Genomic DNA, 23,644 nt, shown 5'->3' with positions numbered 1-23,644 from the left:
TATCGTACGAACAGCCGGCACAGGTGCCGGCTGTTCGTCATTCAGGCTGTCCGTTTCCGGGCGCCGGTTATTCCCCTCAATCCTGGTCCTGATCATCCTTGTTCTGGCGAATGCCGGGGCCGGTTACGCCATCCATCCCCAATTCGAAGAGCGTATTGGCTGCGGCACGGGATGCCACGCCCTCGGCAATCGCCATGATGCCAAGTGAATGGGCGAGGGTACACATGCCACGTAGCAGGCTCTGCTGCTGGCTTTGATTCTCGATGTCCTGGCTCAGCGAGCCGTCGATTTTCATGAAGGTCAGTCCCAGGTCCTGGAGCCCCTCGATCTTGCCGAACTGGGTGCTGACGTGTTCGAGGCCCATCCGGCAGCCCAGTGGCAGCAGCTCCTTGCACAGGTGCTGTAGCGCCTTGGGTTGTTGCATGGCGACTGATTGCGGGAGCTCGAACCACAGCCGGGACGCGCAGTCCGGGCGGGAGCGAATTCGTGTGAGCAGCTCACTGACGAAGCGGCCGTCTCGCAACGAATGCGCCGAGAGGTTGATGCCGACAGGCTTGCCGCTTGTCTCGGTGTCCTTCAGGGCCGCCGATACCACGGCCAGGTCCAGTTCTGCCGACATGGCCAGGCGCGACACCCAGGGCAGGAACACGCCGGCCGGCTGCCACTCTTCCTTCAGGCGCAGCCGGGAGGGTACCTCGTGGTGGATCAGGTGCCCCTTGGGATCGAGAACGGGGTAGTGGGCCAGAAAGACGCCTTGGTCAAGCGCCTGTTTCAGCGCCTTGCGCCACTCTTCATGGCTGGTGTAGAGCACGCTGCTGGCAGGCACGCTCAGTATTACCTGGCCATTCTGCTCCTGGCTCTCGGCTGCGGAAAGTGCGCCGTCCAGGCTTGCCAGCAGCTTGGCCCGGCTCTCTCCCTGGGTGTATTCACACAGGGCGGAAGGTAGCGAAATCGCATCATCGTGCTCACGCGAAAGGCCTTCAAGGCATGTCTTCAATTCACTGCCGAGGGTTTCAAGGTCATGGTGACGCGGCACGATCAGCGCAAAATCGCTTCCGTTCAGTCTTCCTACCTTGCCGTCTCCGGAGAGATGACCCAGCTGTTTCAGGCTGCGGGCCACTTTGGCCAATAGAGCGTCGGTCGCGTTATGACCAAGCTGCTGATTGACTTCGGCCAGGCGGGCCACCCGTACCAGGGCGAGTGTGCCGCTGGCATCATCGCTGTCGCTGCTAAGATGTGCCTGTAGCTGATCGAGGAAGGGGCCCCGTGTGGGTATTGCCGTAACCGAATCGTGCTGCATCCGCCGACGCAACTGGTCGAGCTTGTCGCTCTCTTCTCCCAGCATCTGTCGCACGGCGCCTGATAGCCGGTTCATGGCCTGTACCACCTCGCGCAGCTCCAGGGTCCTGGGTTCCCTTGCCGTGGCGAAGCGGCGCTCGCCGATGGCCTGCGCCTGGGAGACCACATCGCGGAGAGGGAGGCGAATGGTGCGGACGATCCAGCTCGCCAGCAGTAAACTGATCACGCCGGCAATGGCAAACCAGCCGGCCAGTTCGAGGCTGCTTCGCCAGAGTGAGCGGTAGGCAAAGCTGTGCTGACTTTCCAGCTCAAGCGTACCGAACTGCTGCCAGCCATCCTGTATGACGGCCTGGCCGGCTGGGATATCGAAGCGGACCAGTTCGACGAACCAGCCCGGCACGTCTTCGATGTGGTCGTTGGCAATGCGTTGTTCGATGACTTCGCCTTCGGGGTCACGAAGTTCGATGCGTCGATAGTGCCCGGTGTCGAACTGAGCGGCCAGCAGTAGCTCCAGGATGACTGGGTCCTTCTCCATCTGGCTCATGGAAAGCGCCAGCGCATTGGCGTTGTCGGTATTCTTGATGCGGATTTCCTGCTCGATATAGTGGCGGCTGCTCGTCACTCCGATGAGCAGGCTGCCGACGAACGCCAGCAGCAGCAGTACCACGATGGTCAGCCAGAGCTGCTTGATCAGTGACATCTCGGTTATTCCTCCGCCTGGGGTTGGTACCCCTGTTTTTTATGTCGACCGCTTTTCCGAATCATCCAATGAACCCCTGTTCCTGCATTCGTCCGATCACGCTTCTCCAGCGCGACAGCCTGGCTACCGGGTCCGCGCGTGACTGGGTGGACTCACCGGCCCACAGGCCTTCACTGTTGAAGCTGAAGACGGGATCCAGGTCGGTGCGCTGGGTGGCCGGCGTGATGGATGGCACCAGGTTGTCCAGCACCAACGGCACGGCGCTGGGGCGCTCGTAATAGCCGAGCACCATATGTGCCTGAACGATCTGGCTGCGGCCAATGCGGGCGCGAACATAGATCATGCGCAGGCGGTCGCCGGGCACGCCAAGCTCCTTGAGGGAGACGTACTTGGCGATGGAGTAGTCCTCGCAGTCGCCCTGGCCCTGACCCATGGTTTCCAGCGGCGTGGCCCAGTGGTCCTCTGCGCCCCAGTTGTCGATGTCGTCTACCCAGCGCACCCGGCGATTGAAGAAGTCGTTGACCTCCCGCAGCTGCATGTCGAGGTGGGCGCCGCTCAATCGGTCCAGTAGTGAAAACCAATCTTCCAGGATGCGCAGCCCCTGTTGGCCGTACAAACGCTGCATGCTCTCGCGCAACCTGCTGCGGTTGATGCGCGCCTCGAGCGGTGCCGGCTTGAGGCCTAACCCGGCGGCCAGCAACAGAGACCCAAGGCCCGCCAGAAAGTGGCGGCGACCGGGCCTGAAAGCGTGTCGGTTATGTCCATGGGGCATCTGGGGTGCCGGAATGTTTAACAATGTAATGCTGCGTTTCAATGAGTATAAAGGAGTGAAGGAAGTAGGACGACCCGCGTGATGATCATCATGCGAAGGTATGCCGAGCGATGTGCTTTCAGGCTATGACTAGCCCTTGCCGGGCCCTTGCCATACCCTGAGCCGACCGATCCAGTCCAGGTCTCGAGAAGCATGGCGCAGCTCGTTGGCAGCGTCATCCAGGCTCTGGTTAGGAGGTAGCTGGCGTACATAGATCGAGACATCGACCTGATTGTCGAGATAGTGCAGGTCGAGAGCAACACGGGTCTGCCATACCGTGCAGCGCGACCAGACGCCATCTAGCACGCCTTCCACATCGCGGCGCAGCGGCAGGCCGGGACGCAGGCTATGCTCAGTTTCACCGGCATCGTCTTCGGGGTCGATATGGAAGGTGACATCGGCCAGGTTGGAAAAGTTGTCCCGTAGCCTGCGGCTCACGGCATTGCCGATCTCGTGGGCCTCCGAGACGGTCAGCCGCGGGGCGACGACGATATGCAGGTCGAGAAGGGTCTGGCTGCCCAGCGAGCGGGTGCGCAGGTCGTGGATGCCGTGAACGCCGGGCACTGCAGCGGCCACTGTCTGCATCGCGTCACGGTCTTCCTCTGGAAGAGCCGTATCGATCAGCTCCCGGCTGGACTCCCATAATAGGCGCCCCCCCACCTGGCCGACCATGATGCCGACCACGATCGCGGCGACGGCGTCCACCCAGCCGGCACCGAGCTGTGCCGCGATCAGAGCGATCAACACCACCACGGTGGATAGGGCGTCCGAGCGGGAGTGCCAGGCGTTGGCTTCCAGCAGACGCGAATTGACGCGCTTGGCGATTCGCAGCGTGTAGCGGAAGATCCACTCCTTGGCGAGCAGGGCGATGACGGCAACGCCGATCGCCCAGATGCCGGGGGCAGAAATCGGCTCGCCGACCAGCAGGCGAGTGAGGCTGGCCCAGGCGATACCGCCGGCCACGAAGATCAGCACGCTGCCGAGCCAGAGGGTGGCGAGGGTCTCGATGCGGCCGTGGCCGTAGGGGTGGTTGCTGTCCGGGGCCTGGCGACCGAAATGCGTGGCGGCCAGGACGAAGCCGTCGGTCACCAGGTCGGAGAACGAGTGGATGCCATCGGCGACCAGCGCCGCGGAGCCCACCAGCCAGCCGGCAATGATCTTCATCAGCCCCACGACCAGATCGACCATGGCGCCGACCAGGGTGGCCTTGTGGGCTTCCCGGGTCTGGGCGCCGGTGTCGGTAGGGGGGCTATTCAATTCTCATCCTTCAACTGTCCTGCCTTGTTGCGCACGGGGTTGGCGTATTGGGCCAGCCACCAGGGGCGTAGTTCGGCGGGGACGTCGTTCAGGCGTGCCTGGAAGCGTGCCCGGTCGACGTCACTGACCTCGCTCATGTCCAGCAGCTCCGGCGCATCGCCCAGCGCCTCTAGGGCGAGGTAGTGGCTGGGGAACAGGTGATAGCCGGATATCACCTGACGGTCTATCTCGGCGGCAACGGCTTCCGGCGTATCGAAGCTGGCTCCCAGCGGTTCGCCGAAGCGCAGCTGCACCCGACCCTTGTGGCCTGTGATCCCGGCCACGATGGACTGGATATCTTCGAACTCGCTCTTGGCATAGCCGCCCTGGCTATGTATGGCGTGCAGCTCCCGGGCCTTCTGTACGTCGCAGGGGTCGTACTCGTAGCTGATCGATACCGGTACCATGCGCAGTTCGGCGATCGCTTCACCGATCGGGGCCTTACGGTCCTCCTGCCGCCGGGCCATGGTCAGCATCTTGATGATGGCGGGGTCCGTGCGGTCGATGCCATCCTTGGCCCGCCCCTCGCGCTGGGCCATCCAGATCGAGTGGTTGTCCTCGGTGATGCAGTGTCGGATATAAGCGGATAGTGACTGGAATGCGGCCAGCATGGCGCGCTTCCCGCGCAGGGCCCGGGGAACGATGAAGCTCTTGTTGAGCCGCATCAGGTCGGTCACGTAGGGCTTCTTCAGCAGATTGTCGCCAATGGCGATACGGACCGTATCGCGGCCGGCGCGATGAAGGCCGTAGTTGACGAAGGCCGGGTCGAGCGAGATGTCGCGGTGGTTGCCGATGAACAGGTAGGCCGTATCCGGTGCCAGGTGTTCCAGCCCCTCGACCCGAAGATCATCGGTGGAGGTGCGGATCATCCGCTCCATGTAGTAGGCCACGCGCATCTGAAAGTCGTGAACGCTGGCAACGCCACGGGTCTCCCGGCGAATGGCGTAGGAGGCGATGGCGCGGGCCAGCGCGGGCAGCAGCCGGTTGAGGCGCGGTAGCCGATAACGCGTCAGGGCGTCGAGCAGCTCCCGGTTGCTGGCCAGTCGGGCCAGCACCTCGGCGACTTCGCTGTCCTCATAGGGTCGAATGTCGGCCCAGGGGTCCTGTTCCGGTGCTGGCGTGACGTTTTGCGGTTCAGTCATCGTCGTCTTCTGGTTGACTGGATCGATCATGCGCTGCCCTGCAGCGACGCAGTAGAGGCTTCTCCATCCAGCCAGCCGATCAGTTGCTCGATCTCATCGGCGAGAGTCTGGGTCATCAGCATGAAGTCTGCCTCCAGTCTCACGATGGCGTCGCCATCGTCTTCGGTTTCATTGGCCTCGTCGATCAGTGCATCGCTGAAGCGCAGGGACTTCAGGGTCAGGTCGTCGTGCAGAACGAAGCTTAGCCGGCCTTCGATCTCCAGGGCCAGTCGGCTGGCCTGGCGGCCTGCCGCCAGCAGCTGCTGGATCTCGTCGCTGTCCAGGTCGACCTGGCGCGCGCGCAGCACCCCGTCGTCGCCCTTGGCCTTGAGTTCGACCTGATCGCCGAGCTGCATGCTGGCCGGGCGAGAGTCTTCTTCGGCAAGCCACTGCGTCATGGCACGCATCGGCAGTGTCTGGGTGGCAAGCGGTGTCACCTTGAGGCTGCCCAGGGTCTCGCGCAGCAGGTCGAGTACTTCTTCGGCGCGTGTGCGAGAACTGCTGTTGATCGCGATCAGGTTGCGCCGCGTATCCCACCACAGGTCGACCTTCTGGCTGCGAATGAAGGCGCGAGGCAGCAGCTCTTCATAGACCTGCTCCTTGAGTTCCTGCTTTTCCTTTCGGCGCAGTTTTCGTCCTTCCCGTGCCTCGATGTCGGCGCCACGCTCCTCGACCTCCTCACGAACCACTCCGGCCGGCAGCAGGCGCTCCTGGCGCAGGACCGTCATCAGCCGCTGCCCCTGCAGTTCGTGAAGCAGTGCCGTACCGGCACGGCCCGCGGGCGGGCACCAGCCCAGGCGGCGAGCTTCGCTGCTGCCGGGCAGGCGCGCCGCCTGTTCGGCCAGCGCCGTTTCCAGGTCGGCTGCCGGGATCGCCGCTGACTCATGCAGGCGGTAAAGGTGCAAGTGCTTGAACCACATGGCGCATTCCCTGAGCAAAAAGGACGCATATTATGGCCAAGGGGAGGCGGGGGTTCCAGTGCTGTAGGAATTGATGAGCAACACAGATTCAAACTGTTGTTTGAATGTGGGCAGCTGAGGGTCCTAGAATCGGGGTTGATCTCTACCCGCTTCAAGGAGGAGCAACAATGGATTCCCGACTCTCCCGCGTCACCCTGCGCGTTCGTGGCTATCACCTGGATGGCTATGGCCACGTCAACAATGCCCGTTACCTGGAATTCCTCGAAGAGGGGCGCTGGGGCTACTTCGACGATCGGCCCGACGTCGCTCGTCCATTCGCCAGCGGCAACCCCGCCCTGGTGGCCGTCAACCTCAACATCAACTACCGCCTGGCAGCGGTGGCGGGGGATGACCTGGAGGTGCATACGCGCCTGGCCGAGCTGGGCAGTCGAAGCGCGCGCATGCATCAGGAGATCCGGCGGGTTCGTGACGACAAGCTGGTGGTCGACGCCGACCTCACCTTCGTGCTGCTCGATGTGAAGGCCAACCGGCCCCTTGCCATCGAAGGCGAGCTGCATGAACTTCTGGCGCCCCTTGTCATGGAGGATTAAAGACGATTGGGGAGCGGGGAGGAACTCGAGTCGGAGCACGCATGTGGCTGGCTGAGCGTAAGGCTGGGTTATTTCCGTCTGATCCGTGAAAGCCTCCCGCTGCCTTTGCGCTGTCCGCGATGGTATGATGTCAGGCTGAAATGGCGCGCCATGCTCTTGCACATGGACGCGCCAACCTGCTGCAGTGCAAAGGATTCGACGACCCATGGGTGACATCGCCAGAGAAATTCTGCCAGTCAACATCGAGGACGAACTCAAGCAGTCGTACCTCGACTACGCGATGAGCGTGATCATAGGCCGTGCGCTGCCGGACGTGCGCGATGGCCTCAAGCCGGTGCACCGGCGCGTGCTGTTCGCCATGCACGAGCTCAGCAACGATTGGAACAAGCCTTACAAGAAGTCGGCTCGCGTGGTCGGTGATGTCATCGGTAAATACCACCCCCACGGTGACAGCGCGGTCTATGACACCATCGTCCGCATGGCCCAGCACTTCTCCATGCGCCATGTGCTGGTGGATGGCCAGGGCAACTTCGGTTCCATCGATGGCGACAACGCCGCGGCCATGCGTTACACCGAGGTGCGCATGGCCCGGCTTGCCCATGAGCTGCTGGCCGACCTCGAAAAGGACACCGTCGACTGGGTCGACAACTACGACGGTACCGAACGCATCCCCGATGTGCTGCCCACCAAGGTGCCCAACCTGCTGATCAACGGTTCCTCGGGCATCGCCGTGGGCATGGCGACCAATATTCCACCGCACAACATGGTGGAGATCATCAGCGGCTGCCTGGCGCTGATCGATGACTACACCCTTTCCGTCGACGACCTGATGGAGTACATCCCGGGGCCCGACTTCCCCACCGGGGCCATCATCAACGGCAAGGCCGGCATCCTCGAGGCCTACCGCACCGGCCGCGGGCGCATCTATGTGCGCGCCTGCCACACCATCGAGCATGACGACAAGAGCGGTCGCGACCATATCATCGTCACCGAGCTGCCGTATCAGGTGAACAAGGCGCGGCTGATCGAGAAGATCGCCGAGCTGGTGAAAGAGAAGAAGATAGAAGGCATCGCCGAGCTGCGCGACGAGTCCGACAAGGACGGCCTGCGGGTGGTGATCGAGGTCAAGCGAGGTGAATCGGGCGAGGTGGTGGTCAACAACCTCTTCGCCCAGACCCAGCTGCAGAATGTCTTCGGCATCAACATGGTTGCCATCGAGGATGGTCAGCCGAAGATCCTCAATCTCAAAGAGATCCTCGAGGCCTTCATTCGCCACCGCCGCGAAGTGGTCACCCGCCGGACCCTGTTCGAGTTGAAGAAGGCCCGCGAGCGCGGTCATCTCCTCGAGGGCCTGGCGGTGGCCATCTCCAACATCGACGAGGTGATCGAACTGATCAAGGCCTCGCCGAGTGCCGCCGAGGCCAAGGAGAAGCTGCTGGATAAGGTCTGGCAGCCAGGGCAGGTCACCGACATGCTGGAACGTGCCGGCGCCACGTCGTGCAAGCCGGAGGAGCTGGAAGAGGGCTTCGGTCTCAACCAGACCGGCAGCGAGTACCGGCTCTCTCCGGCCCAGGCTCAGGCGATACTCGAACTGCGCCTGCTTGCCCAGAGCATTGCGATCCACCAGGAAAAGCACTCGGCGAAAGCGCTCGGTCTTCAGAAAACGATAAATCAGCCCGATAATGGTGCGAGTCTTCCCAGTCCCGGTGGCCATGGCCAGCAGGGCTCGCTGCGCACCCTCCTGCAAAGCCCCTTCCACCGCGTGGATGGCACGTTCCNGTGCCGATGACATCGTCGGCCTCTACCCCCTCGACACACAGCAGCGGCAGTCCCAGCGCTCGAACGCAGGCATGCAGCGGTTCCACCTGGGAGCGCAGGTCATCGGGCATGGGCGGGCGATGGGCCTTGTACTGATCGAAAAGCTCATCGCGAAAGGTCTTGCCCTTGGCATCGAAGAACACCGCCATGCAGGTCTACTCGGCCGACGAGATGATGCTGATCACCGACAAGGGCACCCTGGTGCGTACCCGGGTCGATGAGGTCTCGATCACGTCGCGCAATACCCAGGGCGTGATGCTGATCCGTCTCGGCGAGAACGAGAAGCTGGTCAAGACCGTACGCATCGACGAGCCCGAGGAGGTCGAAGATGTCGAAGACGCCGACGCTGAGGGTGCCGAAGTTCAGGAGACCGACGTTCCGGACACCGACGCTCAGGGTGACGAGTAAGACTCGACAATAGACAGGCGAGCGATGTGCGCCGGGGGCAAGGCGGAGCGAGGGTCTTTTGCCATGGATGGCAAAAGTAGCGCCCAGGGAGGGCGTCACAGCCCCTCGCGAAGGCTTGCCGCCGGATAAGTACATCGCTTTCCGGGCTGTGAAAGAAGCCTTAATGCTAGAACGGAACCACGACGCTGATGACACGCCACTATAATTTCTGTGCCGGCCCGGCTGCGCTGCCTGTCCCGGTGCTTGAGCGAGCTCGCGAGGAGCTGCTGGACTATCAGGGACGCGGGCTCTCGGTGATGGAGATGAGTCACCGTTCCCCCGAGTTCGTCGCCATCGCCGAGCAGGCCGAGGCCGATCTGCGCGAGCTGCTCGCGATTCCCGACAACTACCGCGTGCTGTTCCTGCAGGGGGGCGCCAGCCTGCAGTTCTCCATGGTGCCGATGAACCTGCTGGGGCAGGGCGGGAGCGCCAACTTCCTCTATACCGGAATCTGGGGCAAGAAGGCCCTGGCCGAGGCGAAGCAGCTGGGCTTTCCGGTCCAGCTGTCGGGCTCCAGCGCGGAAAGCGGACACACCGCGGTGCCGGCCGAGGCCGACATCGTGCTGTCGAGTGATGCCGCCTACCTGCACTACACCGCCAACGAGACCATCGGCGGCCTGGAATTCGACTATATCCCAGGTACCGCACAGGCTGGGTTGCGCCGCGCCGACGGTGTCGAGGTGCCGCTGGTCTGCGACCTTTCCTCGAGCATTCTTTCCGGCCCCCTGGACGTGTCGCGTTTCGGCGTGATCTACGCCGGTGCCCAGAAGAACATCGGGCCGGCCGGCCTCACCCTGGCCATCGTGCGCGACGACCTGCTCGAGCGGCGCTGCGAGCGCATTCCGAGCCTGTTCGACTATCGTGCCATGGCCGAGGCCGGGTCGATGGTCAATACGCCGCCCACCTTCGCCTGGTACCTGGCCGGCCTGGTGTTTCAGTGGCTGAAGCGCGATATCGGCGGGCTCGAGGCCATGGACGGCATCAACACACGCAAGGCGGCGAAGCTGTATGCAGCCATCGACGACAGCGATCTCTATTCCAACCCGATTGCCTTGCCGAATCGCTCGCGAATGAACGTGCCGTTCGTGCTGGGCGACGAACGCCTCGACAAGCCGTTCCTCGACGAAGCTGAGCAAGCCGGCTTGCTCAATCTCAAGGGGCACCGTAGCGTCGGTGGCATGCGGGCCAGCCTTTACAATGCCGTGCCGGAAGCGGCGGTCGACGCCCTGATCGATTTCATGGCCGACTTCGAGAAGCGAAGGGGATGACACGATGAGCGATACCCCCACCAACCTGGATGCGTTGCGCCAGCGTATCGACGAGCTGGACAACGATATCCTCCGGCTGATCAGCGACAGGGCAACCTGCGCCAAGCAGGTCGCGGATGTTAAGACCAAGAGCGACCCCGATTCCGTCTTCTATCGGCCGGAGCGCGAGGCCCAGGTCCTGCGTCGGATCATGGAGCTGAATCGCGGGCCGCTGGACAGTGAGGAGATGGCCAGGCTGTTCCGCGAGATCATGTCTGCCTGCCTGGCGCTGGAGCAGCCGATCAAGGTCGCCTACCTGGGCCCTGAGGGCACCTTCACCCAGCAGGCCGCGCTCAAGCATTTCGGTGCCAGCGCCGTCAGCCTGCCCATGGCCGCCATCGATGAAGTCTTTCGCGAGGTAGAGGCCGGTGCCGTGAACTACGGCGTAGTGCCGGTGGAAAACTCAACAGAAGGTGTCATCAGCCATACCCTGGACTCCTTCATGGACTCCTCGATTCGCATCTGTGGTGAAGTGGTGCTGCGTATTCACCACCACCTGCTGGTGTCCGAGGCCACCCTGAAGGACAAGGTGTCGCGGATCTACTCGCATCCGCAGTCCTTTGCCCAGTGTCGCAAGTGGCTCGATGCACACTACCCCCGTGCCGAGCGGGTGCCCGTGTCATCCAACGCCGAGGCTGCCAAGATGATCAAGGGGGAGTGGCACAGCGCGGCCATCGCCGGCGACATGGCGGCCAAGCTCTACGGGCTGGAGAAGATCGCCGAGAAGATCGAGGATCGCCCGGATAACTCGACGCGCTTCCTGATCATCGGCAGCCATGACGTGCCGATATCGGGCGAAGACAAGACATCCATCGTGGTGGCCATGCGCAACCAGCCTGGCGCACTGCATGAACTGCTCGAACCCTTCCATCGGCACCAGATCGACTTGACTCGCCTCGAGACCCGTCCGTCGCGGTCCGGCGTGTGGAACTATGTGTTCTTCATCGACTTCAAGGGCCACTGCGACGAGCCCCGGGTCGCCGCGGTGCTTGAAGAGGTCCGCCTGCGCGCCGCCGAGATCAAGGTATTGGGCTCCTATCCGATAGGTGTGCTCTAGGCGTGGTGGGGGATGCACCCGGCCAGGTCGCAGAGTCGCGCATCCTGATTGTCGGCCTGGGGCTGATCGGTGGCTCCCTGGCTGCCGCCCTGCGTGCCGGCGGTTATAGAGGGGCACCGACCGGCGGCTTCGGGCCGGTTGAGCCTGCCGGCGGTTTCGGGCCGGTTGAAATCGTCGCCTGTGATCCGGATCCTGACGAGATCGCCCGCGGCATTGCCATGGGGCTGATCGACCGTGGCGATACCCGCCTTGCACCGCTGGTGGAGGGCGCCTCGCTGATCGTACTGGCGGTGCCGGTGCTGGCCATGGAGAGTGTGATGGCCGAACTGGCCGAAGCGCTGCCGGCCGGTGCGCTGGAGGGTGAGAGTCCGCGGGTCACGGTGACCGACGTGGGCAGCACCGAGGCCGCGGTGCGCGACTGTGCGCTGCGGGTGTTCGGGCGCATGCCGCCGGGCCTGGTGCTGGGTCATCCCATCGCCGGGTCGGAGAAGAGCGGTGTGGCGGCGGCAAACCCGCGCCTCTACGTCAATCACAAGGTGATCCTGACGCCCAGTGGCGAGACGGCGCCGGCCGCCGTCGCCCGGGTGCGCGCCCTATGGCAAGCCTGTCGCGCCCAGGTGCTGGAGATGGATGTCGAGCGGCATGACCAGGTACTGGCCCGCACCAGCCATCTGCCGCACCTGCTGGCGTTCTCGCTGGTGGATACCCTGGCGCGGCAGGACGAGCGTCTGGATATCTTCCGCTATGCCGCCGGGGGCTTTCGCGACTTCACCCGCATCGCCGGCAGTGATCCGGTCATGTTGCGAGACATTTTCGTTGCCAATCGCGAGGCCGTTCTGGCCTCCCTGGACGACTTCGAGGCCGGTGTTGCGCGGCTGCGCCAGGCCGTGGAAGCCGGCGACGGCGATGCCATGCTCGCCATCTTCGACCGGGCCAGCCATGCGCGACACTATTTCGACTCGCTCCTGAATCAGACCAGTTATCAGGTGGAATACCAGATGGAATCACAAGAGAAACTCACCTTCCGGGCGGCTCCTGGCGGCCACGTAGCCGGTCGCATCCGCGTGCCCGGCGACAAGTCCATGTCCCACCGCTCGATCATGCTGGGCGCGTTGGCCGAAGGAATCACCGAGGTGAAGGGGTTCCTGGAGGGGGAGGACAGCCTGGCCACCCTGCAGGCCTTCCGCGAGATGGGCGTGGCCATCGAAGGGCCCCATCAGGGCCGAGTCACGGTGCATGGCGTCGGCATGCATGGGCTCAAGGCGCCTTCGGGCCCGCTCTACGTGGGCAATGCCGGCACCGCCATGCGCCTCTTCTCCGGCCTGCTGGCCGGTCAGGCCTTCGATACCGAGCTGATTGGCGATGCCTCCCTGACCAAGCGCCCCATGGGCCGGGTGGCCGACCCGCTGCGCTTGATGGGGGCAGTGATCGAGACCGCCGAAGGTGGCCGGCCGCCGCTGAAGATCCGCGGCGGGCAGACGCTCAAGGGCATCGACTACGACATGCCCATGGCCAGCGCCCAGGTGAAATCCTGCCTGCTGCTTGCCGGCCTCTATGCCGACGGCGAGACCCGGGTGCGCGAGCCCGCTCCCACCCGCGACCACACCGAGCGCATGCTGACCGGCTTCGGCTATGAGGTCGGTCGTGAAGGCGATACCTGCTGGCTCACCGGCGGTGGCAAGCTCACCGCGGCGCCGATCGACGTGCCTTCGGATATCTCCTCGGCCACCTTTTTCCTGGTTGCCGCGGCGATCTCGCCGGGGTCGAATCTGGTGCTCGAGCACGTCGGCATCAACCCCACCCGTATCGGGGTGATCAATATCCTCAAGCTGATGGGTGCCGACCTGCACCTCACCAACGAGCGCGAGGTCGGCGGCGAACCGGTAGCCGACCTGCATATTCGCTACGCGCCGCTTCACGGGATCGACATTCCCGTCGACCAGGTGCCGCTGGCCATCGATGAATTTCCGGCGCTGTTCATTGCCGCCGCCTGCGCCACCGGAACCACTCGCCTGCGTGGCGCCGAAGAATTGCGGGTCAAGGAGTCCGATCGCATCCAGGCCATGGCCGACGGCATGGCGGCCATCGGCGTGGAACATACCGTGCTGGAGGACGGCATCGATATCGTCGGTGCCGGGGAGCGCGAGGTCGCCTACGGCGGCGGGCGGATCGACAGCCTGGGTGATCACCGCATCGCCATGGCCTTCGTGATCGCCGCGCTGCGTGCCGGCGAGGAGATCGTCATCGACGACTGCGCCAATGTGGCTACCTCCTTTCCGGGGTTCGTTGAGCTGGCCCGCACGGTTGGCCTGCAGGTCGGTGAAGAGACGGGGGTGCCGGCATGATTGACAAGCCCGCGGTGTTGACCGTGGATGGCCCCGGCGGGGCCGGCAAGGGCACCATCAGCCGCCTGGTTGCCGACCGGCTTGGTTGGCACCTGCTGGACAGCGGCGCCCTCTATCGTCTCACTGCCCTGGCGGCCCAGCGACATGGCGTGGCGCCTGATGACGAACCTGCGCTTGAGCGTGTGGCCGCTGAGCTGGACGTGACGTTCGTGGCCGAAGGGGACAAGACTCGCGTGCTGCTTGAAGGTGACGATGTCAGCCGCGATATTCGCACCGAGCAGGCCGGCGAAGCGGCTTCGCAGATCGCTTCACTGCCGGCGGTGCGTCAGGCGCTGTTGCAGCGCCAGCGCGACTTTCGAAAAGCGCCCGGGCTGGTGGCGGATGGCCGCGACATGGGCACCGTGGTTTTCCCCGATGCCCAGCTCAAGGTGTTCCTCACGGCGAGCTCCGAGGAGCGTGCGCGAAGGCGCTACCTTCAGTTGCAGGAAGCCGGGGTGGATGCTAGTCTATCGAGTCTTTTGAAGGAGATTCAGGCACGCGATGCACGCGACATGCAGCGCAGCGTGGCTCCGCTCGTACCGGCCGATGACGCCCTCGAGCTGGATACCACGAGCCTGAGTATACCGGAAGTGGTGGAACGGTTGACGGAGTGGCTGGCCGAACGCGGCCTCACCCGGCTGACTTGATCTCCCTTGCGGCGCCCCCGTCAGGATGTGATGGCATGGCCGAGCAGCCCTTTCTCTGAAAGCTCGTCCAGGTCGAACCGGCGTTAACATTCCCGGGGGTTTGGCAAATTAGGCCCGCACTCGCTGGTGGTGCGGAGAAGGCGGCAACGCCTCAACACCGTTGATCACGTAGGAAAATCATGAGCGAAAGCTTTGCTGAACTGTTTGAACAGTCACTCCAGGACATCAACATGGAGCCGGGCGCCATCGTCACGGCTACTGTCGTCGACATCGAAGGTGACTGGGTCACCGTCAATGCCGGCCTGAAGTCCGAAGGACAGATTCCCGTGGCTCAGTTCCGCGACGAAAGTGGCGAACTGAACATTGCGATCGGCGACGAAGTCAGCGTCGCCCTGGAAGCCGTCGAAGACGGTTTCGGCGAGACGCGTCTGTCTCGCGAGAAGGCCAAGCGCGCCGAAGCCTGGAAGGTGCTGGAAGCGGCCTTCGAGAAGGAAGAGATCGTCAAGGGCGTGATCAACGGCAAGGTGAAAGGCGGTTTTACCGTCGATATCGATTCCATTCGTGCCTTCCTGCCTGGTTCCCTGGTGGACGTGCGTCCGGTGCGCGACACCACGCACCTGGAGCACAAGGAACTCGACTTCAAGGTCATCAAGCTCGATCCGAAGCGCAACAACGTCGTGGTTTCCCGTCGTGCCGTTCTCGAAGCCGAGAACAGCGCCGAGCGTGAAGCCCTGCTGGCCACCCTGCAGGAAGGCCAGCAGATCATGGGTATCGTCAAGAACCTGACCGACTATGGCGCCTTCGTTGATCTGGGCGGCGTCGATGGCCTCCTTCACATCACCGACATGGCCTGGAAGCGCATCAAGCATCCGAGCGAGATCGTGGCCGTGGGCGACGAGATCAACGTCAAGGTGCTCAAGTTCGACCGTGAGCGCAACCGCGTCTCGCTGGGCCTGAAGCAGCTGGGCGAAGATCCCTGGGTCAACATCAAGGATCGCTACCCCGAGAGCACCGTGGTCACCGCGCGTGTGACCAACCTCACCGACTACGGCTGCTTTGCCGAGCTGGAAGAGGGTGTCGAGGGTCTGGTTCACGTCTCCGAAATGGACTGGACCAACAAGAACATCCACCCGTCCAAGGTCGTCAACATCGGCGACGAAGTGGATGTGATGATCCTGGATATCGACGAAGAGCGTCGTCGTATCTCCCTGGGTATCAAGCAGTGCACCGCGAACCCGTGGGAAACCTTCAACGCCCAGTACAACAAGGGCGACCGGGTTGCCGGTACCATCAAGTCGATCACCGACTTCGGTATCTTCATCGGTCTGGAAGGCGGTATCGACGGCCTGGTTCACCTCTCCGACCTCTCCTGGTCAGAGACCGGTGAAGAAGCCGTTCGTCGCTTCAAGAAGGGCGACGAGGCGGAAGCCGTCATCCTCTCCATCGATCCCGAGCGTGAGCGCATCTCCCTGGGTATCAAGCAGCTCGATACCGATCCGGTTGCCGAGTACCTGGCCGTCAACGACAAGGGCACCGTCGTCTCCGGGCGCGTGGTCGAGGTCGATGCCAAGGAAGCCCATGTCGAGCTGGCGACCGATGTCGTTGCCATCCTCAAGGCTTCCGAGATCAGCGCCGACCGCGTCGAAGATGCTCGCAACGTGCTGAACGAAGGCGATACCGTCGAAGCTCGCATCGTCGGCGTCGATCGCAAGAACCGCGCGATCAGCCTCTCGATCAAGGCTAAGGATCAGGACGACACCCGTCAGAATCTGAAGAAGCTGCGTGAAGAGAGCCCCGAAGCAGGTGGTCCGACCACCATCGGTGACCTCATCAAGCAGCAGATGGGTCAGGACTGATCCCTACGGCCCCGATCACTCGGGGCCGTCAGGAACGGTTGACAGAACGCCGCCCCGGCATGCCGGGGCGGCGTTCTCATTTTTGGTATGCAGCCGCGTTGTTGGAGGGCGCCTCTGCCGCACGACTGTGGCCGAATGCTCTCCGGGGCTAGCGGCCTGTGGCACGGCGTGGCACATGACTCATCGACGGTAGCTTGATAGTGGTCAGGAGGGTACCCTGCTAGTCGTAGGTGAATTTGCCGCGTCAACCGGAGCCCAGGAAGCCGCCATGGCCACCATTGAACAGAGTGCAATACTCAGGGCCTCGCCGGAGCGCGTCTTTGCGCTTCTGGANCTTGCGGTAATGCACCAGCATGCGCTCGTGTAGCGCGCAGATCGCCGTTATGCCTTCATCGCTGATCTGCTGGCAGGCCAGTTCGCCCGAAAGCCCTTCCAGGGCACCCATGAGATCATAGGTATCCTTGACCATCTTGTAGGTCAACTGCTTGACGCGTGCCCCCCGGTTGGGCAGTAGCTCCACCAAGCTGCGTGACCCGGCCGAGATGCAGGAGGCCTGCGAACTTGCCCAGCGTCTGGCCCTTCAGGCAGAGCGCCCCCACAAGTCATGGCTGCCGGAGGCTTCCAGTTTCCGTATGGGGCTCGAGATGGCCGATATTCTAGGTCTGCTCAAGCTTGACCAGCCGGCACTGGAGGCGGCCGTGCTCTATCGGGCCGTACGTGAGGGCCAGATAGGCATCGAGGGTGTGACCAAGCGTTTTGGTAGCGAGGTGTCGGGCTTGATCGAGGGTGTGTTGCAGATGGCCGCCATCAGCAATGCCCAGACCCCGAGCCAGGGCATGGTGCAGCACGACCAGCAGGACAACCTGCGCAAGATGCTGGTCAACATGATCGACGATGTGCGCGTGGCGCTGATCAAGATCGCCGAGCGTACCTGCGCCCTGCGCCAGGCCAAGGATGCCCCTCGGGAAAAGCGCCTGCAGGTAGCCCGCGAGGTATTCGATATCTATGCGCCATTGGCCCATCGGCTGGGCATCGGCCAGGTCAAGTGGGAGCTTGAGGACCTCTCCTTTCGTTACCTGCATGAAGATGACTACAAGACCATCGCACGGCAGCTGGCCGAAAAGCGGCTGGATCGCGATCGCTATATTCATGAGGTTGTCGACACGTTGCAGGGGGTGCTGGAAGCCCAGGGCATCTCTCCCTGCGAAGTTAGCGGCCGTGCCAAGCATATCTATTCGATCTGGCGGAAGATGAAGCGCAAGCGCATCGATTTCTCCCAGGTCAACGATGTACGTGCAGTACGTATCCTGGTGCCGGAGGTAGCCGACTGCTACACCGTGCTGGGCCTGGTACATTCCCGCTGGCGGCACGTGCCCAACGAGTTCGACGACTATATCGCCAATCCCAAGAAGAACGGCTACCAGTCGCTGCATACCGCGGTGTTCGGCCCCGAGAGCAAGGTGCTCGAGATTCAGATCCGTACCTTCGCCATGCACGACGAAGCCGAGCTGGGGGTCTGCGCCCACTGGCGCTACAAGGGGCACGACACCGGCGGCAAGAGCTCCAGCTACGAGGAGAAGATCGCCTGGCTGCGCCAGGTGCTCGAATGGCAGGAGGAGGTCGGCGACTTCAGCGACCTGCGCGAAGGCCTCTCCAGCGACGTGGCTCCGGATCGCATCTACGTCTTCACCCCCGACGGCCACGTCATCGACCTGCCGCGAATCGCCACCCCCATCGACTTTGCCTACCGGGTACATACCGAGGTGGGCCACCGCTGCCGTGGGGCCAAGGTCGATGGACGTATCGTGCCGCTCACCTACAAGCTCAAGACCGGCCAGCAGGTGGAAATCCTCACTGCCAGCAAGGGCGGGCCGAGCCGCGACTGGCTCAACCCCAGCCTGGGGTACGTCCGGACGTCCCGGGCCCGGGCCAAGATCCAGGCCTGGTTCAAGCATCAGGCCCGCGATCAGAACCTCGAGGAGGGCAAGGCGCTGTTCGAGCGGGAAATGAAGCGCCTGGATGTCGAGGACATGGATCTCGACACCCTGGCGCGCAAGGTCAACTACACCACCCCCGACGACATGTACGCCGCGCTGGGGGCCGGCGACCTGCGGGTCGGCCAGGTGCTGCACCAGGCGCAGCAACTGTTCGGCGAGACCGACGACCAGGAGCAGCTCGATCGTCTGCTGGCCAAGCCGCGGCGCGATGCTGGCAGGGGGGGCAGCAGCGATATTACGGTACTGGGGGTGGGCAACCTCAAGACCAGCATGGCCAACTGCTGCCACCCGGTGCCCGGCGAGCCCATTGTCGGCTTCATCACCCAGGGCCGCGGCGTCACGGTGCATCGGCAGGACTGCCCTAATATCCTGCAGCTGCGCGTCGACGAGCCCCAGCGGGTCATCGAAGTGGAGTGGGGCGAGCGGGCGCGTACCCAGTACCCGGTGGATATCGAGATCCAGGCCTGGGATCGCTCCGGCCTGCTGCGCGATGTCACCGGCATACTCAGCCATGACAAGGTCAATGTGCTCTCGGTCAATACGCTCACTGATACCCGTGACGGCATCGCCCGGATGCGAATCACCGTGGAAGTCGACGGCCTGGAAACCCTTGGCCGGCTCTTTTCCCGTATTCAGCAACTCTCCAACGTCATCGAGGTGCAGCGTTTGCGTAGCGGTGCCAAGGGGGCCAAGAGCCAGAGGCCAAAGAACAAGGGGAAGAAGGAATGAGCGAGAGCCGTTACGGCATCGACGATCTGCTCACGCTGATGGCCGTGCTGCGCGATCCGGTAGAGGGCTGCCCCTGGGACATCAAGCAGGACTGGGATTCCATCGTGCCTCATACCCTGGAAGAGGCCTATGAGGTCGCCGATGCCATCGAACGGCGTGCCTTCGGCGAGTTGCCCGGTGAGCTCGGCGATCTGCTGTTCCAGGTGGTCTATTACAGTCGCTTCGGCAAGGAGGAGGAGCGCTTCGATTTTCATGACGTGGTCCATATCCTCACCGACAAGATGCTGCGCCGCCACCCCCACGTCTTTCCCGAGGGCACCCTGGCTTCGCGCCGACCGCCCGGCGTCAGCGCCGAGCAGGTTGAGACGCATTTAGTCAACAGCCGCTGGGAAAGCCTCAAGGCCGAAGAGCGCGACCAGCGTGCCTCCGACGGTTCGGCGAATTCGGTATTAGATGACGTGCCGCGAACCCGCGATGATGCGACAGTCTGCTGGGAACGTCGCGTCTATGACCTCGACCGGCTGGACTCCGTTGACATGATCGTTTCCAGCTGGGGGCGCCCGGGAATCGCCCATGTGATGATCTCCTTCGGCTTTGGCGGTGAGGACTTCGTGGTCTTTTCGGTGGAGGTACGACGCCAGCGGGGGGAGCGCTTCTCCGAAATTGGCGGTTTCTTCCGCCAGTACGAGCTGGCGATCGTGGCCAGCGACGAGCGCGATGCGGTGCGCCTGCGCAGTAACGTGCGTGGCGAGCAGGTTCGGCTATTTCGTATCGCCATGCCTCGCCACACCATGCGTTCGCTGTTGCTCGCCTATGTCGATGAGGCGAACCATCTGCACGATAGCCCCCGTTTCTACAATACGATCACCGCCAATTGCAGCACCCTGATATTTGCCATGGCGCGCCGTATTGGTGCCGGGCTGCCGCTGGACTACCGGATGCTGGTCACCGACAGGCTGCCTGATTATGCCTTTGCCATGGGTGGCCTGTGGCAGGGTTTTGCGCTGAGTGAGCTGGAGGACAAGGGCAATATCGTCGAGCGGGCGCATCAGGCCCACGATGACCCGGCCTTTTCACGCCAGATTCGTCGTGGTGTGCCGGGATGGGAAACGCTGCCGTAGCGTCTGAGGGCGGGCCTGAGATGGCGCTGAATCGATATGGTCAGCAACTTCTCTTGTCCTCAATAGATTGGCTGGCCAAATAATGCTGCGCTACTATAAAGAACGCCACGGGAAAGCCCGTGGCGCATGTCCTCCCTGGGCATCCTCGGGATGCCTAACCACTCCCTGGCAGGCTTCCTGCCCGCTCGCATCCGTGTCGTATCACTCAGCAGTATCCATTGCCCGTCCCGTTGGGGGACACAGCCTTTATCACTCACCTGGATGACAGTGTGGCAACAAGGAGATGAAAGGTGTGTGATGCCAGCCTAAGGAGTTTAGGAGGCGATCGCCGTTGGCGCTACTTCCAGGCTGTGCCGCTTAGTTTATTCCTGGCATCCGCCATGCCATACAGCGAGCCTCTCCTCCAACGGTGCCACGCCGCTCTAGGAGCATCTTCAGATTGCGACTGGAGGCCGAAGGACTCCCGGCGGTGTTGCCCGACGTTGGCGATCACTGCCAATGTGGCGGCCTCCGCCGAGGCGCCTGGCGGCGCCAGTCGCGATGGAGACCAGCGCTCCAACAGCTGTTTTGTCCAGCCATGGCAGGCGATTACCACCCTGTTGGAGTATCTTCAGATCACGACTGGAGGCCGAAGGACTCCCGGCGGTGTTGCCCGACGTTGGCGATCACTGCCAATGTGGCGGCCTCCGCCGAGGTGCCTGGTGGCGCCAGTCGCGATGGAGACCAGCGCTCCAACAGCTGTTGCCATGGCAGGCGATTACCACCCTGTTGGAGTATCTTCAGATCACGACTGGAGGCCGAAGGACTCCCGGCGGTGTTGCCCGACGTTGGCGATCACTGCCAATGGGGGGGCCTCCGCCGAGGTGCCTGGTGGCGCCAGTCGCGACGCAGAGTCGGAGCGCCGAACCGAGCGCTCCCACCATGATACTTTCCACCGACGGTGCTACGCCGCTGTAGGAGTCTCACGTCCGATCATCCTCGGAAGTCGAGCGGGCCACCGTTGAGTCCGGTTCCAAGGATCTGAGCAGGCCGCGCAGCAGCGAGAGCTCCTTGCGGCTGGGTTGTGCGCGTGAGAACAGGGCCTGGAGCTGGGTTTCGGTTCTGGCATGGGGCTGCGTCAAGAAACCGCTCTGCCGCATGACACGACCCAGGTGCTCATGGAAGTGCTCCAGCTGCTCGCGGGTGGGCTGGCGTTCCTCGGCGGGGCGGGGGTGTCGGTAGAGGCTCTCGGGCTGCTGGCGCCACGCGTTGAACGTCTCGTAGGCCAGCACCTGTACCGCCTGGGCGAGATTGAGGATGCCATAGTCGGGATTGGCCGGAATGCTTACCTGGTGGCTGCAGCAGCGGATCTCGTCGTTGGTCAACCCGAAGCGCTCCCGGCCGAAGACCAGGGCGACCGGATCGTCGGCGTTGGCGACCAGCTCGCGTGCCATGGCCTCGGGTTCGTCGAAATGGGGCAGCGGCAGGCTGCGCAGCCGTGCGCTGGCCCCGACCACCTGCACGCAATCACTGACGGCCTCGGCCAGGGAATTAACGATCCTGGCATTGTCGATCACGTCCTCGGCGCCGGCAGCCATGCGCGAGGCTTCTGGGTCAGGAAAACAGCGGGGGTTGACCAGCACCAGCTTGGTCAGGCCCATGGTCTTCATGGCCCGCGCCGAGGCGCCGATGTTGCCGGGGTGATAGGTCTGAACCAGTACGATACGAATATTGGCGAGCATGAGTCAGGGTCGCAGGAGTCTGAAAACGGCGATGGTACCAAAAAACAAGCCCCGCACGTGGCGGGGCTTGCTCAGTCTTGCAGGCCGGTAAGGCCTTGGGGGGCTGGCTGGCTTACATCATGCCGCCCATGCCACCCATTCCACCCATGCCGCCCATGTCCGGACCGGAGTCCTTCTCTTCCGGGTCGTCGGCGATCATGCACTCGGTGGTGATCATCAGACCAGCCACTGAACCAGCGGACTGCAGGGCAGAACGGGTCACCTTGGCCGGGTCGAGGACACCCATCTCGAACAGGTCGCCATACTCGCCGGTCTGGGCGTTGTAGCCGAAGTTGCCTTCGCCTGCCTTCACCTCGTTGAGGATCACGGAGGCTTCCTGGCCGGCGTTGGTCACGATCTGGCGCAGCGGTGATTCCATGGCGCGCAGGGCGATGGCGATACCGTGGGTCTGGTCGACGTTGTCGCCCTGGAGGTCCTTGATCTTGGTCAGCACGCGGACCAGAGCGGTACCACCGCCAGGTACGACGCCTTCCTCGACGGCGGCGCGAGTGGAGTGCAGGGCGTCTTCGACGCGGGCCTTCTTCTCCTTCATTTCCACTTCGGTGGCGGCACCGACGCGGATGACGGCAACGCCGCCGGCCAGCTTGGCGACACGCTCCTGAAGCTTCTCGCGATCGTAGTCGGAGGAGGTATCTTCAATCTGGGCGCGGATCTGGTTGACGCGGGCTTCGATGTCACCCTCGCCACCGGCACCATCGATGATGGTGGTGTTTTCCTTGGACATGGTAATGCGCTTGGCGCTGCCCAGGTGATCCAGCGTGGCCTGCTCGAGGGTCAGGCCCACTTCCTCGGAGATCACGGTGCCGTTGGTCAGGATGGCGATATCCTGCAGCATGGCCTTGCGACGATCACCGAAGCCGGGTGCCTTGGCGGCGGCGACCTTGACGATGCCGCGCATGGTGTTGACCACCAGGGTGGCCAGCGCTTCGCCTTCGATGTCTTCGGCGATGATGGCCAGCGGCTTGCCGGCCTTGGCGACAGATTCCAGCACCGGCAGTAGTTCGCGGATGTTGGAGATCTTCTTGTCGACCAGCAGCAGGTAGGGGTCTTCCAGCTCGACCGCCATGGTGTCCTGGTTGGTCACGAAGTAGGGCGACAGGTAGCCGCGGTCGAACTGCATGCCTTCGACCACTTCCAGCTCGTCTTCCAGGCCACGGCCTTCGTCGACGGTGATGACGCCTTCCTTGCCGACCTTCTCCATCGCTTCGGCAATGATCTCACCGATACGGGCGTCGCCGTTGGCGGAGATGGTGCCGACCTGGGCAATGGACTTGCGCTCGGTGCAGGGCACGGCCAGGTTCTTGATTTCCTTTACCGCAGCGATGACCGCCTGGTCGATGCCGCGCTTCAGGTCCATCGGGTTCATGCCCGCGGTCACGCCCTTCATGCCCTCGGTCACGATGGACTGGGCCAGCACGGTAGCGGTGGTGGTGCCGTCACCGGCGACGTCGGAGGTCTTGGAAGCGACTTCCTTGACCATCTGGGCGCCCATGTTCTCGAAGCGGTCCTTGAGTTCGATTTCCTTGGCGACGGAGACGCCGTCTTTGGTCACGGTCGGTGCGCCGAAGGATTTCTCGAGAACCACGTTGCGACCCTTCGGGCCCAGGGTGGCTTTGACGGCGTTGGCCAGGACGTCTACGCCACGGGCCATGCGCTTGCGGGCGTCATCGGAGAACTTGACTTGTTTCGCTGTCATTTTTCGC

General features: G+C 63.2%; 16 protein-coding genes and 4 pseudogenes. 11 read left to right on the top strand and 9 right to left on the bottom strand.

Annotated features, from left to right (window positions below):
- Nucleotides 1–76: 76 nt before the first annotated feature.
- The 5 genes from LOKO_RS07980 to LOKO_RS07960 form a co-directional block, all read right to left on the bottom strand.
- Nucleotides 77–1,999 (bottom strand): bifunctional diguanylate cyclase/phosphodiesterase, encoded by a 1,923-nt coding sequence (locus tag LOKO_RS07980; RefSeq protein ID WP_066447403.1) that lies wholly within the window; start codon nt 1,997–1,999, stop codon nt 77–79.
- A gap of 61 nt (nt 2,000–2,060) precedes the next feature.
- On the bottom strand, nt 2,061–2,771 hold the full coding sequence (locus LOKO_RS07975; RefSeq protein ID WP_066447399.1) for a transglutaminase-like cysteine peptidase: 711 nt from the start codon (nt 2,769–2,771) through the stop codon (nt 2,061–2,063).
- Between the two features lie 129 nt (nt 2,772–2,900).
- The gene (locus LOKO_RS07970; RefSeq protein ID WP_066447396.1) at nt 2,901–4,067 is read right to left on the bottom strand and encodes a cation diffusion facilitator family transporter; all 1,167 of its coding nucleotides are present in this window, start codon (nt 4,065–4,067) and stop codon (nt 2,901–2,903) included.
- Entirely contained in the window at nt 4,064–5,248 is a 1,185-nt protein-coding gene (locus tag LOKO_RS07965; protein ID WP_066452277.1) for a 1-acyl-sn-glycerol-3-phosphate acyltransferase, read from the bottom strand. Before LOKO_RS07965 ends, LOKO_RS07970 begins: the two co-directional genes overlap by 4 nt.
- A gap of 26 nt (nt 5,249–5,274) precedes the next feature.
- Entirely contained in the window at nt 5,275–6,207 is a 933-nt protein-coding gene (locus LOKO_RS07960) for a recombination-associated protein RdgC (protein ID WP_066447393.1), read from the bottom strand.
- Nucleotides 6,208–6,374: 167 nt separating this feature from the next.
- On the opposite strand from LOKO_RS07960, the gene LOKO_RS07955 reads away from it, so the two are divergent.
- Both LOKO_RS07955 and LOKO_RS19345 read left to right on the top strand, forming a co-directional pair.
- Nucleotides 6,375–6,797 carry an acyl-CoA thioesterase gene (locus tag LOKO_RS07955; protein ID WP_066447391.1) on the top strand — a complete coding sequence of 141 codons (423 nt, stop codon included), beginning with the start codon at nt 6,375–6,377 and terminating at the stop codon, nt 6,795–6,797.
- 205 nt (nt 6,798–7,002) lie between these two features.
- A pseudogene (locus LOKO_RS19345) lies at nt 7,003–8,466 on the top strand (DNA gyrase subunit A); the annotation flags it as partial.
- Here the strand turns inward: LOKO_RS19345 and LOKO_RS20155 are convergent.
- Nucleotides 8,431–8,589, bottom strand: a pseudogene (locus LOKO_RS20155) (DEAD/DEAH box helicase family protein); the annotation flags it as partial. The pseudogenes LOKO_RS19345 and LOKO_RS20155 overlap by 36 nt on opposite strands.
- Nucleotides 8,564–8,764: pseudogene (locus LOKO_RS18765) on the bottom strand (hypothetical protein); the annotation flags it as partial. The pseudogenes LOKO_RS20155 and LOKO_RS18765, both read right to left, overlap by 26 nt.
- Here LOKO_RS18765 and LOKO_RS07945 point away from each other — a divergent pair.
- From LOKO_RS07945 to LOKO_RS19840, 9 genes and pseudogenes are all read left to right on the top strand, one after another.
- A complete protein-coding gene (locus LOKO_RS07945) occupies nt 8,742–9,023 on the top strand; it encodes a DNA gyrase C-terminal beta-propeller domain-containing protein (protein WP_417935385.1) in 282 nt (93 codons plus the stop codon). The pseudogene LOKO_RS18765 and the gene LOKO_RS07945 sit on opposite strands and share 23 nt — an antisense overlap.
- Nucleotides 9,024–9,211: 188 nt before the next feature.
- Nucleotides 9,212–10,330: a 3-phosphoserine/phosphohydroxythreonine transaminase gene (serC, locus tag LOKO_RS07940; protein ID WP_066447382.1), complete on the top strand. Its 1,119-nt coding sequence runs from the start codon at nt 9,212–9,214 to the stop codon at nt 10,328–10,330.
- A 4-nt stretch (nt 10,331–10,334) separates the two neighbouring features.
- On the top strand, nt 10,335–11,426 hold the full coding sequence (gene pheA / locus LOKO_RS07935; protein ID WP_066447374.1) for a prephenate dehydratase: 1,092 nt from the start codon (nt 10,335–10,337) through the stop codon (nt 11,424–11,426).
- A gap of 5 nt (nt 11,427–11,431) precedes the next feature.
- Nucleotides 11,432–13,771 (top strand): bifunctional prephenate dehydrogenase/3-phosphoshikimate 1-carboxyvinyltransferase, encoded by a 2,340-nt coding sequence (locus tag LOKO_RS07930; RefSeq protein WP_066452276.1) that lies wholly within the window; start codon nt 11,432–11,434, stop codon nt 13,769–13,771.
- Nucleotides 13,768–14,457, top strand: a complete 690-nt coding sequence (gene cmk / locus LOKO_RS07925) for a (d)CMP kinase (protein ID WP_066447372.1) — start codon at nt 13,768–13,770, stop codon at nt 14,455–14,457. The genes LOKO_RS07930 and cmk overlap by 4 nt, the downstream gene beginning before the upstream one ends.
- Before the next feature lie 179 nt (nt 14,458–14,636).
- Entirely contained in the window at nt 14,637–16,313 is a 1,677-nt protein-coding gene (rpsA, locus tag LOKO_RS07920; protein WP_066447370.1) for a 30S ribosomal protein S1, read from the top strand.
- A 542-nt stretch (nt 16,314–16,855) separates the two neighbouring features.
- Nucleotides 16,856–19,039, top strand: a complete 2,184-nt coding sequence (gene relA / locus LOKO_RS07910; protein WP_235589014.1) for a GTP diphosphokinase — start codon at nt 16,856–16,858, stop codon at nt 19,037–19,039.
- Nucleotides 19,036–19,509 (top strand): annotated as a pseudogene (locus LOKO_RS19845) (MazG nucleotide pyrophosphohydrolase domain-containing protein); the annotation flags it as partial. The gene relA and the pseudogene LOKO_RS19845, both read left to right, overlap by 4 nt.
- Nucleotides 19,498–20,160 (top strand): Lnb N-terminal periplasmic domain-containing protein, encoded by a 663-nt coding sequence (locus tag LOKO_RS19840; RefSeq protein ID WP_201025397.1) that lies wholly within the window; start codon nt 19,498–19,500, stop codon nt 20,158–20,160. The pseudogene LOKO_RS19845 and the gene LOKO_RS19840, both read left to right, overlap by 12 nt.
- Before the next feature lie 962 nt (nt 20,161–21,122).
- Here LOKO_RS19840 and LOKO_RS07900 read toward each other — a convergent pair.
- Together LOKO_RS07900 and groL are read right to left on the bottom strand one after the other, a co-directional pair.
- Nucleotides 21,123–21,881 carry an RNA methyltransferase gene (locus LOKO_RS07900; RefSeq protein ID WP_066447358.1) on the bottom strand — a complete coding sequence of 253 codons (759 nt, stop codon included), beginning with the start codon at nt 21,879–21,881 and terminating at the stop codon, nt 21,123–21,125.
- 112 nt (nt 21,882–21,993) lie between these two features.
- Entirely contained in the window at nt 21,994–23,637 is a 1,644-nt protein-coding gene (groL, locus tag LOKO_RS07895; protein WP_066447355.1) for a chaperonin GroEL, read from the bottom strand.
- Nucleotides 23,638–23,644: the final 7 nt, after the last annotated feature.

It is taken from the genome of Halomonas chromatireducens, from assembly GCF_001545155.1.
Lineage (GTDB): Bacteria > Pseudomonadota > Gammaproteobacteria > Pseudomonadales > Halomonadaceae > Halomonas > Halomonas chromatireducens.
The sequence above is the reverse complement of the archived record's forward strand: the minus strand, read 5'-3'. Positions and strand labels throughout refer to the sequence as shown.

What these genes read in the sequence shown, in the direction of transcription:
- LOKO_RS07955 (WP_066447391.1), top strand. Translation starts at nt 6,375, where the DNA reads ATGGATTCCCGACTCTCCCGCGTCACCCTGCGCGTTCGTGGCTATCAC.
- LOKO_RS07960 (WP_066447393.1), bottom strand. Translation starts at nt 6,207, where the DNA reads ATGTGGTTCAAGCACTTGCACCTTTACCGCCTGCATGAGTCAGCGGCG.
- pheA (WP_066447374.1), top strand. Translation starts at nt 10,335, where the DNA reads ATGAGCGATACCCCCACCAACCTGGATGCGTTGCGCCAGCGTATCGAC.
- LOKO_RS07980 (WP_066447403.1), bottom strand. Translation starts at nt 1,999, where the DNA reads ATGTCACTGATCAAGCAGCTCTGGCTGACCATCGTGGTACTGCTGCTG.
- groL (WP_066447355.1), bottom strand. Translation starts at nt 23,637, where the DNA reads ATGACAGCGAAACAAGTCAAGTTCTCCGATGACGCCCGCAAGCGCATG.
- cmk (WP_066447372.1), top strand. Translation starts at nt 13,768, where the DNA reads ATGATTGACAAGCCCGCGGTGTTGACCGTGGATGGCCCCGGCGGGGCC.
- relA (WP_235589014.1), top strand. Translation starts at nt 16,856, where the DNA reads ATGCAGGAGGCCTGCGAACTTGCCCAGCGTCTGGCCCTTCAGGCAGAG.
- LOKO_RS07900 (WP_066447358.1), bottom strand. Translation starts at nt 21,881, where the DNA reads ATGCTCGCCAATATTCGTATCGTACTGGTTCAGACCTATCACCCCGGC.
- serC (WP_066447382.1), top strand. Translation starts at nt 9,212, where the DNA reads ATGACACGCCACTATAATTTCTGTGCCGGCCCGGCTGCGCTGCCTGTC.
- rpsA (WP_066447370.1), top strand. Translation starts at nt 14,637, where the DNA reads ATGAGCGAAAGCTTTGCTGAACTGTTTGAACAGTCACTCCAGGACATC.
- LOKO_RS07975 (WP_066447399.1), bottom strand. Translation starts at nt 2,771, where the DNA reads ATGCCCCATGGACATAACCGACACGCTTTCAGGCCCGGTCGCCGCCAC.
- LOKO_RS07965 (WP_066452277.1), bottom strand. Translation starts at nt 5,248, where the DNA reads ATGACTGAACCGCAAAACGTCACGCCAGCACCGGAACAGGACCCCTGG.